Genomic DNA, 12118 nt, shown 5'->3' with positions numbered 1-12118 from the left:
CACCAACCGATCCTGGCAACGAGGGACCTGACGAGAACCGTGGCTACACGCAACAAGGCACGCCGACGCGCGGTGGAGATGCTGTACGAGGCGGATCTGCGCAGCGTGAGTCCGTCCGCCGTGCTCGCCGAGCGGATCGCCCGGGTCCAGCAGCTCACGCCGCAGGACTCCGATCCGCGGATCGGCGAGTACGCGGTGAAGCTGGTGGAGGGCGTGGCCCGGCACCAGGAGCGCATCGACACCCTGATCGAGACCTATTCCGTGGGCTGGCCGCTGGACCGGATGCCCGCGGTGGACCGCAACCTGCTCCGGCTGGGCATCTTCGAACTGCTCTGGCAGGAGGACGTGCCGGACGTGGTGGCGATCGACGAGGCGGTGGGACTGGCGCAACAGCTCTCCACCGACACCTCGCCCCAGTTCGTCAACGGCATGCTGAACCGGATCATGGAGCTCAAGCCCTCGCTGCAGCGCTGACCGCGCCCCGCAGCCGGCGCCTCGGCGCCCATCGGCCACCCGGCCCGCACCCGATTTGACGGGGGCGGGCCGGACGCGTAATGTAGACCAACGTCGCCAAGAGCGATCGGACCGGGTCCAACCGGGCGATAGCGGAGCGGCGAAACCCCAACTTCGTGAGACGGATCCTCAAGCCTTAGGGCCGAAGGGATCGGTTTTCCGTCGTTCCGGTCGAAAGATCGAAACAGCGAGAAAACCCGGTGGAAATAACCGCCGCGAAAGTCTGATAGAGTTGGGAACACCGCAAGGGAAACGGAACAAAAACAAAGTACCTAGCGCGTGACTGTTTCTTGAGAACTCAACAGTGTGTCATTTGTTTACGATGCCAATAGTTTTGAATTGGCTAGTATATCCCGACCCCCGTCGGGATGTTTAGCCAGGTCATTGAATTCTTTTTTGGAGAGTTTGATCCTGGCTCAGGACGAACGCTGGCGGCGTGCTTAACACATGCAAGTCGAACGATGATCCGGTTTCGGCCGGGGATTAGTGGCGAACGGGTGAGTAACACGTGGGCAACCTGCCCTCCACTCTGGGATAACTCCGGGAAACCGGGGCTAATACCGGATATGACCTGGGGTCGCATGGCCTTGGGTGGAAAGTTTTTCGGTGGAGGATGGGCCCGCGGCCTATCAGCTTGTTGGTGGGGTGATGGCCTACCAAGGCGGTGACGGGTAGCCGGCCTGAGAGGGCGACCGGCCACACTGGGACTGAGACACGGCCCAGACTCCTGCGGGAGGCAGCAGTGGGGAATATTGCGCAATGGGCGGAAGCCTGACGCAGCGACGCCGCGTGAGGGATGACGGCCTTCGGGTTGTAAACCTCTTTCAGCAGGGACCAAGGGTGACTGAGTGTACCTGCAGAAGAAGCACCGGCTAACTACGTGCCAGCAGCCGCGGTAATACGTAGGGTGCGAGCGTTGTCCGGATTTATTGGGCGTAAAGGGCTCGTAGGCGGCCTGTCGCGTCGGGAGTGAAAGCCCACTGCTTAACGGTGGGTCTGCTTCCGGTACGGGCGGGCTAGAGTATGGCAGGGGAGACTGGAATTCCTGGTGTAGCGGTGGAATGCGCAGATATCAGGAGGAACACCGGTGGCGAAGGCGGGTCTCTGGGCCATTACTGACGCTGAGGAGCGAAAGCGTGGGGAGCGAACAGGATTAGATACCCTGGTAGTCCACGCCGTAAACGTTGGGCGCTAGGTGTGGGGACTGTTTCCACGGTCTCCGTGCCGGAGCTAACGCATTAAGCGCCCCGCCTGGGGAGTACGGCCGCAAGGCTAAAACTCAAAGGAATTGACGGGGGCCCGCACAAGCGGCGGAGCATGCGGCTTAATTCGATGCAACGCGAAGAACCTTACCAGGGCTTGACATGCACGGTGCACCTCTAGAGATAGAGGGTCCTTTGGGGTCGTGCACAGGTGGTGCATGGTTGTCGTCAGCTCGTGTCGTGAGATGTTGGGTTAAGTCCCGCAACGAGCGCAACCCTCGTCCTGTATTGCCAGCAGCATCTTCGGATGGCTGGGGACTTGCGGGAGACTGCCGGGGTCAACTCGGAGGAAGGTGGGGACGACGTCAAATCATCATGCCCCTTATGTCCTGGGCTGCACGCATGCTACAATGGCCGGTACAGAGGGCTGCGATACCGTGAGGTGGAGCGAATCCCGTAAAGCCGGTCTCAGTTCGGATCGGGGTCTGCAACTCGACCCCGTGAAGTCGGAGTCGCTAGTAATCGCAGATCAGCAACGCTGCGGTGAATACGTTCCCGGGCCTTGTACACACCGCCCGTCACGTCACGAAAGTCGGTAACACCCGAAGCCCATGGCCCAACCCTTTTAGGGAGGGAGTGGTCGAAGGTGGGACTGGCGATTGGGACGAAGTCGTAACAAGGTAGCCGTACCGGAAGGTGCGGCTGGATCACCTCCTTTCTAAGGAGCTTCTCGCCCAGGTAGGCCTGTAGTGTGCCGGCCGGGCTAGACCCGCTTCACCGGCGAGTGTCCGGTGGCGGTGCTCATGGGTGGAAACATCGTAGACAGCCGGGTCCCTTCGGGGTCCTGGCGGGCACACTGTTGGGTCCTGAAGGGACAGCCACAGTGGAGCCCGGATCGTGTGGTCCGGGTTCCTCGCGTGTGGTGGGTCTTCTTCGTCCGGGTTCAGGCCTGGGACGTATACCGCGCAGCCTTCCGGGGTTGTGGTCTGGTGGGTTCCTTGGTGGTCTGGGGTTCGGTGGGGTGTTTGTGAACTGGATAGTGGATGCGAGCATCTGAATATCGCCGCCTTTGAGCGGCGAATCAAGTCTGTTCTCTGTGTGTGTAAGTGTTTAAGGGCGCACGGTGGATGCCTTGGTACCAGGAGCCGATGAAGGACGTGTCTGGCCGCGATAGGCCCCGGGGAGCCGCCGAGAGGGCTTTGATCCGGGGGTGTCCGAATGGGGGAACCCGGCACCCGTCATGGGGTGTCACCCTCGCCTGAATGTATAGGGCGAGTGGAGGGAACCCGGGGAAGTGAAACATCTCAGTACCCGGTGGAAGAGAAAACAACATGTGATTCCGTGAGTAGTGGCGAGCGAAAGCGGATCTAGCCTAAACCTTGTGCGTGTGATACCCGGCAGGGGTTGCGTGTGAGGGGTTGTGGGACGTGCCTGGATCGTCTGCCGGCGATCCGACGAGTAAGAAACCTGTGGTGTAGTCGAACGGCATGCGAGTGGCCGACCGTAGTGGGTGAGAGTCCCGTAGACGACATGCTGCAGGCTCGTGGCGCTGTTCCCGAGTAGCGCGGGGCCCGTGAAATCCCGTGTGAATCTGCCAGGACCACCTGGTAAGGCTGAATACTTCCTGGTGACCGATAGTGCACGAGTACCGTGAGGGAAGGGTGAAAAGTACCCCGGGAGGGGAGTGAAAGAGTTCCTGAAACCGTGTGCCTACAATCCGTCGGAGCGTCGTCTCACCGGTAGCGGTGAGGCCGTGACGGCGTGCCTTTTGAAGAATGAGCCTGCGAGTTAGTGGCGCGTGGCGAGGTTAACCCGGGTGGGGTAGCCGTAGCGAAAGCGAGTCCGATAAGGGCGTTTATAGTCGCGCGTTCTAGACCCGAAGCGGAGTGATCTAGCCATGGGCAGGGTGAAGCGCCGGTAAGACGGTGTGGAGGCCCGAACCCACCAGGGTTGAAAACCTGGGGGATGACCTGTGGTTAGGGGTGAAAGGCCAATCAAACTCCGTGATAGCTGGTTCTCCCCGAAATGCATTTAGGTGCAGCGTTGCGTGTGCGTGCCGGAGGTAGGGCGCTGGATGGCCGATGGGCCCGACCAGGTTACTGACGTCAGCCAAACTTCGAATGCCGGTACGTTGAGCGTGGCAGTGAGACTGTGGGGGATAAGCTCCATGGTCGAGAGGGAAACAGCCCAGAACATCGACTAAGGCCCCTAAGCGCGTGCTAAGTGGGAAAGGATGTGGGACCGCGGTGACAACCAGGAGGTTGGCTTAGAAGCAGCCACCCTTGAAAGAGTGCGTAATAGCTCACTGGTCAAGTGGTTCCGCGCCGACAATGTAGCGGGGCTCAAGTACGCCGCCGAAGTCGTGTCAATGCCATGAGCCCGCCCCGGGTCGTTCCGGGGCCAGGTGTGGTGTTGGGTAGGGGAGCGTCGCATGTCCGGTGAAGCGGCCCTGTGAGGGAGTCGTGGAGGGCATGCGAGTGAGAATGCAGGCATGAGTAGCGAATCCACCGTGAGAATCGGTGGCACCGAATGACCAAGGGTTCCTGGGCCAGGCTGTTCCGCCCAGGGTGAGTCGGGACCTAAGGCGAGGCCGACAGGCGTAGTCGATGGACAACGGGTTGATATTCCCGTACCCGCTGTGGACCGCAAGGGCCGAGCCCCGTGATACTAAGCCCGCTGAATCTTCCGGAAGCCTTCGGGCCATGGGAGTGGAGGCCGGTGACCTGATCGGGTAGTAGGCGAGCGATGGAGTGACGCAGGAAGGTAGTTCATCCCGGGCGGTGGTCGTCCCGGGCCAAGCAGGTAGGCCGGCTGGTAGGCAAATCCGCCAGTCATCAAGGCTGAGATGTGATGGGGAGCCCGTAGGGGCGAAGTGGATGATCCTATGCTGTCGAGAAAAGCTTCTAGCGAGGGACACGGCGGCCCGTACCCCAAACCGACACAGGTGGTCAGGTAGAGAATACCGAGGTGTTCGGGTGAACTGTGGTTAAGGAACTCGGCAAAATACCCCCGTAACTTCGGGAGAAGGGGGACCCGTGCTGGTGACGAGCTTCGCGCTCCGAGCTGGTGTGGGTCGCAGAGACCAGCGGGAAGCGACTGTTTACTAAAAACACAGGTCCGTGCGAAGCCGCAAGGCGATGTATACGGACTGACGCCTGCCCGGTGCTGGAACGTTAAGGGGACCCGTCAGCCTCACGGCGAAGCGGTGAACTGAAGCGCCAGTAAACGGCGGTGGTAACTATAACCATCCTAAGGTAGCGAAATTCCTTGTCGGGTAAGTTCCGACCTGCACGAATGGCGTAACGACTTCCCGACTGTCTCAACCACAGGCCCGGTGAAATTGCACTACGAGTAAAGATGCTCGTTTCGCGCAGCAGGACGGAAAGACCCCAGGACCTTTACTATAGCTTGATATTGGTGTCCGGGGCGGCTTGTGTAGGATAGGTGGGAGACTGTGAAGTCGTGGCGCCAGCCATGGTGGAGTCGTTGTTGAAATACCACTCTGGCCGTCTCGGGTGTCTAACCCGGGTCCGTGATCCGGATCGGGGACAGTGTCTGGTGGGTAGTTTAACTGGGGCGGTTGCCTCCTAAAGAGTAACGGAGGCGCCCAAAGGTTCCCTCAGCCTGGTTGGCAATCAGGTGGCGAGTGTAAGTGCACAAGGGGGCTTGACTGTGAGACTGACGGGTCGAGCAGGAGCGAAAGCTGGGACTAGTGATCCGGCGGTGGCTGGTGGAAGCGCCGTCGCTCAACGGATAAAAGGTACCCTGGGGATAACAGGCTGATCTTGCCCAAGAGTCCATATCGACGGCATGGTTTGGCACCTCGATGTCGGCTCGTCGCATCCTGGGGCTGGAGTAGGTCCCAAGGGTTGGGCTGTTCGCCCATTAAAGCGGTACGCGAGCTGGGTTTAGAACGTCGTGAGACAGTTCGGTCCCTATCCGCTGCGCGCGTTGGAGGATTGAGAAGGGCTGTCCCTAGTACGAGAGGACCGGGATGGACGGACCTCTGGTGTGCCAGTTGTCCCGCCAGGGGCATGGCTGGTTGGCTACGTTCGGAAGGGATAACCGCTGAAAGCATCTAAGCGGGAAGCCTGCTTCGAGATGAGTCCTCCCACCACCTTGAGTGGGTAAGGCCCCCTAGAGACCATGGGGTTGATAGGCCGGACATGGAAGCGCCGTGAGGTGTGGAGTGGACCGGTACTAATAGGCCGAGGGCTTACACACCCCAACATAGACTTTCTTGATCTTCTGCTTGCTCGCATCCACTAGCCGGTTCACAGGTACCCGGCCGCTCCCGCCCGGGAGTAGTTGCTAGGAAACCTGAATGACGTGCGGCGGTCATGGCGGCGGGGAAACGCCCGGTCCCATCCCGAACCCGGAAGCTAAGCCCGCCAGCGCCGATGGTACTGCCAGGGAGACCTGGTGGGAGAGTAGGACGCCGCCGCGCAACCCGTAGAGCTGTAGGCCCCCGGACCCGAAACGGTCCAGGGGCCTACAGCTGTTTCACCCCAACTGCTCATCCGCGCCCGCACACCCGTGCCCGGGCGATTGGCCATCGGCGCGGACGGTGGGGGAGAATGGGGGGATGCGTCTAGGCAACGCCTAGATCGGTTCACTAGAAGTTCCTCTACGCGCCACGACAGGAGCCCCACTCGCATGTCTACTTCCTCTTCCGGCCGCCCCAAGCGTCCTATGACGGGCCGCCCCTCGGGGGGAAACAAGCGTGTGGCCGGCCAGTCCCGTGGCGACCGGAACGTCGGCCGCCGCGAAGACGACAAGGGCCGTTCGGGCGGCGACCGCCCCTCGTACGGTGACCGTCGTCCGTCCTACGGCGACCGTGACAACCGCGGTGGTGGTGAGCGCGGCGGTTTCCAGCGGCGCGATGACCGCGGTGGTGACCGTGGCGGCTATCAGGGCCGTGACAACCGCAGTGGCGGTGGGGACCGTCCGGACCGTGGCGGGTTCCAGCGCCGTGATGACCGGGGTGACAAGCCGTCGTACGGTGACCGTCGTCCCTCTTACGGCGACCGTGACAACCGCGGTGGTGGTGAGCGCGGCGGTTTCCAGCGGCGCGATGACCGCGGTGGCGAGCGTGGCGGCTATCAGGGCCGTGACAACCGCAGTGGCGGTGGGGACCGTCCGGACCGTGGCGGGTTCCAGCGCCGTGATGACCGCGGTGACAAGCCCTCGTACGGTGACCGTCGTCCCTCTTACGGCGACCGTGACAACCGCAGTGGCGGTGGGGACCGTCCGGACCGTGGTGGCTTCCAGCGCCGCGATGACCGCGGTGGCGAGCGCGGCGGGTTCCAGCGTCGTGACGACCGTGGCGGGGACCGCCCGTCGTACGGTGACCGTCGTCCGTCCTACGGCGACCGTGACAACCGCACAGGCGGGGACCGTCCGGACCGTGGTGGCTTCCAGCGTCGTGACGACCGTGGCGGGGACCGCCCGTCGTACGGTGACCGTCGTCCGTCCTACGGCGACCGTGACAACCGCACAGGCGGGGACCGTCCGGACCGTGGTGGCTTCCAGCGTCGTGACGACCGCGGCGGGGACCGCCCCTCGTACGGTGACCGTCGTCCGTCCTACGGAGACCGTGACAACCGCACAGGCGGGGACCGTCCCTCGTACGGTGACCGTCGTCCCTCCTATGGCGACCGTGACAACCGCAGTGGCGGTGGGGACCGTCCGGACCGTGGCGGCTTCCAGCGTCGCGATGACCGCGGTGGCGACCGTCCCTCTTACGGTGACCGTCGTCCCTCCTATGGCGACCGTGACAACCGCAGTGGCGGTGGGGACCGTCCGGACCGTGGCGGGTTCCAGCGCCGTGATGACCGGGGTGACAAGCCGTCGTACGGCGACCGTCGTCCCTCTTACGGCGACCGTGACAACCGCGGTGGCGGGGACCGTCCGGACCGTGGTGGCTTCCAGCGTCGTGATGACCGCGGCGGGGACCGTCCCTCGTACGGTGACCGTCGTCCGTCCTACGGCGACCGTGACAACCGCGGTGGCGGGGACCGTCCGGACCGCGGCGGCTTCCAGCGTCGCGACGACCGTGGCGGCGAGCGCGGCGGGTTCCGCCGGGACGAGCGTCCCGCGCAGCCGGCGGCCGAGCGCGAGCAGGCCCCGCACCTCGAACTGCCGGACGACATCGACCTGAACGACCTCGACGAGGACATCCGGGCCGAGTTGCGCACCCTCGTGCGGATGAAGGCCCAGCTCGTCGGCGGCCACCTGGTCATGGCCGGCCGGTTCATCGACGAGGACCCGGAGAAGGCCTACCAGTACGCCCGTTCGGCTCAGCAGCTCGCGCCGCGCCTGGCCGCGACCCGCGAGGCGCTCGGCCTGACCGCCTACCTGTCCGACCGGTACGCCGAGGCGCTCGCCGAGCTGCGTGCCGCGCGGCGCATCACCGGGTCCAACCACCAGTGGGCCGTGATGGCCGACTGCGAGCGCGGGCTCGGGCGTCCGGAGAAGGCGCTGGAGATGGCGCAGGCGCCGGAGGCCAAGGAGCTGGACAAGGGCACGCAGATCGAGCTGCGCATCGTCGCCGCCGGCGCGCGCCGCGACCTCGGCCAGGTCGACGCGGCCGTGGCCATGCTGCAGGGTGCCGACCTGACCCCCGCTCAGATCGAGCCGTGGACCGCGCGGCTGCGCTACGCCTACGCCGACGCGCTGCTCGAGGCCGACCGTGAGCCCGAGGCCCGCGAGTGGTTCGCCCGCGCGGCCGAGGCCGACTCGGACGGCGTCACCGACGCCGAGGACCGTATCGCCGAGCTCGACGGAGTCGTCTTCGGCGAAGACGACGAGAGTGCCGAGGGCGCGGCCGAGCTCGACGAGGAGTTCGACGACGAGGACGACGAACTCGACGACGAGGATGACGAAGAGTACGAGGACGACGACGAGGACGACGAAGACGACCTCGACGACGACGAAGATGACGAAGACGACGACGAGGAGTTCGAGCAGCGCGCGCCGCAGCTCGACGCCGCCGAGCTCGCCGCCGGCATCGAGGACGAAGAGCAGTAAGCGTCCGCGATAGCCCAGCGCATCTCAGCACAGTGCCCCCGAGGCCCTTTACGGGCATCGGGGGCACTGTGCTGTGGTCTCGCGTACAGCGCGGAAGGCGCTGAGAGAGTTGGCCCGGCTCAGCCCTCTTCGTCCAGCAGACGCAGCACCAGACCCGTCGCGGGCTTGGGCGAGAACGAGGTCGACTTGCGCGGCAGCATGACGCCCGCGGCGGCGAGCTCGTGCACGGTCGCCTCGGGCACCGGCCGCAGCAGCACGGCGATGCCGGCGTGGCGGTAGGCCTCGGTCACCGCGCTGCGGGCGTCGTGGTCGTAGCGGATGCTCTGCGCGGTGTCGGGTATCCCCCAGACGCCGACCGCCAGGGCGTGGTGGAGCACCGTCGCGTCCAGCTTCCGCCAGGCCTCCGGGCGGTCCGGCGGCACGTGCTCGGCGATCAGCTTCGGGTCCGGGTCCGTCAGCAGCCAGGCGTCGTGGCCGGCCACCACGGCCATCGCGATCCGGTCCGGGCCCACCGCGTCCAGCGCCTCGATGGCGGCCCGGTAGTTGCCCTCGACCTTCGTCACCGTGAACCACTTGCCCGCCTCGGCGACGGCCTGCGCGGCCGGCAGATCGGGCAGCCAGCGGTGTATCCCGCGCACCCGCAGCGGGTGCCGTCCGGTGTTCACCAGCAGCGCCAGGCCGTGGTCGGTGCCCGCGCGCCCGAGCGTGGCCAGCTCGCGGTAGGCGGCGTAGCGGTGGTGGCCGTCGGCGATCAGCGCCTCGCGTCCGGCCAGGTCCTCGGCCACGGCCGCGAGCTGCTCCGGGTCGTCCACGGCCCACAGCCGGTGGCGTACGCCGTCGAGTCCGGCGACCTCTACCAGCGGCCCGGAATCTTCGGCCATCCGCTCGACCAGATCGGACGCGGCGCCCTCGCCCTGGTACGCGAGCAGTATCGGCTCCGGGTTCGCCCCGAGCGCGTACATCAGCGAGCGGCGGTCCTGGACCACCGCGTCCACCACGTCCTCGTGCGGGTGCACCGGCCCGGCGCCGGCGCCCGGCAGCCGCAGCGCGCCGATCAGGCCGCGCTGGACCGAGCCGGGGCCGTCCGGACCGTCCGGTACGTGCTGCTCGTAGACGTACAGGGCCGGGCGCTCGTCGAGCGCCAGCAGGCCCTCGTCGCGCCATTCCCGCAGCGTGCGGGCGGCGCGGCGGTAGCGCAGGCGCGGGTCGGGCTCGTGGAGCTCGGGGAGTATCACGCGGACGATGTTGTGCACGTCGCCGTCCGCGAGCCGCTGCGCCTGATCGTGGTCGATCATGTCGTAAGGCGGGCTGATCACGGCGGCCTGGTCGGCGGCGGTGAAGCGGAGTCCGCGAAACGGCGAAAGGACGAGGCGGCTCGGCGTGTCGGCGGCAAGCTCGGCGGTCATAGCGAAATGCTAAAGGGGACCGTGCCTCTCCGGTGAACGGGTGGTGTGGTCGACGTTGAGGCATCGAGCGGACGAGGAGCGGGGAAGGTACGGCTCTATAGGGAGTCACGCAACCACCGACCTCTTCGGGATCGGGTGACGGGACGGGTAGGAGGCGCGGGATGATGGCGGGCGAGCGGCAGCAGGGCGAGAACGGCTGGCTGGACGAGGCGGACGAGCAGGAGCAGGGCCTGCCCAGCGGCGAGGTCTACGACTGGTACCAGCGGGGCGTGCAACTGCTCGACGAGGGCGACCCGGCCACCGCCTCCCAGGTGCTCCGGCGCGCGGCCGCCCGGGTTCCGCACTCCCGGTCCGTGCTCGAGGCCCTCGCCCGGGCCCAGTTCGACTCCGAGCAGTACGACGAGGCGGTGGTCTCCTTCCAGCGCCTGGTCGAGGAGGACCCGGACGACGACTACGCCCAGTTCGGCTGGGGCCTGTCGGCGGCGAAGCTCGGCCGGTTCGACCTGGCGGTCGAGCATCTGGCCGTGGCCGCGGCGATGCGCCCGGATGTGAACTACTACACGCTTGCTCTGCGCGGCGCGCGGGCGACGGCGCGGGCCCACGCCCACCGGCCGCCGCAGGAGCAGCGCTGACGCGGTCCCCGGCGTCGCCCGGGCCCCGGCCGTACCTGGCCGGATCGCCCGGCGGCGGCGCTCAGTAAGATCGAGGGGTGACCCAAGACTCGACATCGCCGCACTCGACGCTGCCGCTCGCCCGCCGCTACGACACCGCCCTGCTCGACCTCGACGGGGTGGTCTACCGCGGCCCCGACGCCGTCCCGCACGCCGTCTCCGCCCTGCTCGCGGCGGCCGACCAGGGCATGCGCCTGGCATACGTCACCAACAACGCCTCGCGCACCCCGGAGGCCGTCGCCCAGCACCTGGTCGAGCTCGGACTGCCGGCCAAGCCGGAGGACGTGGTCACCGCGGCCCAGGCGGTCGCCCGGATGATCGCCGAGTCGGTGCCGGCCGGCTCGAAGGTGCTCGCGGTCGGCGGTGAAGGGCTGAAAGTGGCGCTGACCGAGCGCGGCCTGGTCCCGGTCACCTCGGCCGACGACGACCCGGCCGCGGCCGTGCAGGGCTACCGGCCGGACACCTCCTGGACGGACCTCGCCGAGATCGCGTACGCGGTACAGCGCGGTGTGCCGTGGTTCGCCGCCAACACCGACCTGACCATGCCGACCGCGCGCGGCATCGCCCCCGGCAACGGCGCGCTGGTGACCGCAGTCGCCCAGGCCTGCCCGGGCCAGTGGCCGCGGGTGGCCGGGAAGCCGGAGATCGCGCTGCACCGCGAGACGATGCTGCGCACCAAGGCCGAGCGTCCGCTGGTGGTCGGCGACCGGCTCGACACCGACATCGAGGGCGCGAACCGGGCCGGGGTGGACTCGCTGCTGGTGCTCACCGGCGTGACCACACGGGAGCAGGCCGACGCCGCGGACGGGGCGCACCGGCCCACCTACGTCGCCGAGGACCTCAGGGCGCTGCTGCAGGCGGGCTGACGGACCGTGCGGGCCGCGCGGATCGGTGTCAGAAGATCTTGCGCAGCTTGAGCATGTCGCCGAAGGACGCGCTCACCTTGATCCGGCCGGAACCGAGTGCCTGCAGGAAGTTGAGCCGTCCGTCCACCAGCGCCGGCAGGTCGTCGCTGGGGATGGTCAGCCGGATCTGCGCCTGCGGCACCGATCTGACGTCGTCATAGGCGACGACGTCGATCAGCCGCGCGTCCTTGAGCCGGCCGTGGAAGGCGACGCCGAGGTCCGGGACGGTGCAGCTGACGGTGCGCTCGTCGCCGTTGCCGGCACGCCGCGCGTCGTCCAGTCCGCCGAGCTTCGCCGCCAGCCGGTCGAGCGCCGCCGCGCATTCCTCCTTGGTCGCCACGCAAGGCACCCTACACATCCCGGTTGTCGGCTGCACGCGATACCGTCTTGTC

6 protein-coding genes, 3 rRNA genes and 1 pseudogene are annotated in these 12118 nt (G+C 66.4%); 7 read left to right on the top strand and 3 right to left on the bottom strand.

Annotated elements, in window-relative coordinates:
* The first annotated feature begins 39 nt into the window (after positions 1-39).
* The 4 genes from nusB to rrf all read left to right on the top strand — a co-directional run bounded on the left by nusB (position 40) and on the right by rrf (position 6162).
* Positions 40-474 carry a transcription antitermination factor NusB gene (gene nusB, locus ACTRO_RS17510; RefSeq protein WP_034264304.1) on the top strand — a complete coding sequence of 145 codons (435 nt, stop codon included), beginning with the start codon at positions 40-42 and terminating at the stop codon, positions 472-474.
* A 432-nt stretch (positions 475-906) separates the two neighbouring features.
* Positions 907-2433, top strand: a 16S ribosomal RNA gene (locus ACTRO_RS17505).
* 382 nt (positions 2434-2815) lie between these two features.
* Positions 2816-5939, top strand: a 23S ribosomal RNA gene (locus tag ACTRO_RS17500).
* A 106-nt stretch (positions 5940-6045) separates the two neighbouring features.
* Positions 6046-6162, top strand: a 5S ribosomal RNA gene (gene rrf, locus ACTRO_RS17495).
* The 16S, 23S and 5S rRNA genes sit together here, the layout of an rRNA operon.
* Positions 6163-6317: 155 nt before the next feature.
* On the opposite strand, the gene ACTRO_RS48975 is transcribed toward rrf, so the two are convergent.
* Complete coding sequence (locus ACTRO_RS48975; RefSeq protein ID WP_034264302.1) at positions 6318-7949, bottom strand: hypothetical protein; 1632 nt, start codon at positions 7947-7949, stop codon at positions 6318-6320.
* Here ACTRO_RS48975 and ACTRO_RS48970 point away from each other — a divergent pair.
* A complete protein-coding gene (locus tag ACTRO_RS48970) occupies positions 7923-8744 on the top strand; it encodes a tetratricopeptide repeat protein (RefSeq protein ID WP_211244307.1) in 822 nt (273 codons plus the stop codon). The genes ACTRO_RS48975 and ACTRO_RS48970 overlap by 27 nt on opposite strands.
* 119 nt (positions 8745-8863) lie before the next feature.
* On the opposite strand, the gene ACTRO_RS17480 is transcribed toward ACTRO_RS48970, so the two are convergent.
* Entirely contained in the window at positions 8864-10150 is a 1287-nt protein-coding gene (locus ACTRO_RS17480; RefSeq protein ID WP_034264296.1) for a DUF1015 family protein, read from the bottom strand.
* 161 nt (positions 10151-10311) lie between these two features.
* Here ACTRO_RS17480 and ACTRO_RS17475 point away from each other — a divergent pair, with 161 nt between their 5' ends.
* A complete protein-coding gene (locus ACTRO_RS17475) occupies positions 10312-10782 on the top strand; it encodes a tetratricopeptide repeat protein (RefSeq protein ID WP_245594403.1) in 471 nt (156 codons plus the stop codon).
* Between the two features lie 77 nt (positions 10783-10859).
* A pseudogene (locus ACTRO_RS17470) lies at positions 10860-11675 on the top strand (HAD-IIA family hydrolase); the annotation flags it as partial.
* A gap of 40 nt (positions 11676-11715) precedes the next feature.
* Here the strand turns inward: ACTRO_RS17470 and ACTRO_RS17465 are convergent.
* Positions 11716-12066, bottom strand: a complete 351-nt coding sequence (locus tag ACTRO_RS17465) for an SCP2 sterol-binding domain-containing protein (protein WP_034264293.1) — start codon at positions 12064-12066, stop codon at positions 11716-11718.
* Positions 12067-12118: the final 52 nt, after the last annotated feature.

It is taken from the genome of Actinospica robiniae DSM 44927, assembly GCF_000504285.1.
GTDB classification, from domain to species: domain Bacteria; phylum Actinomycetota; class Actinomycetes; order Streptomycetales; family Catenulisporaceae; genus Actinospica; species Actinospica robiniae.
This window is presented reverse-complemented; position numbering and strand designations above follow the sequence as displayed.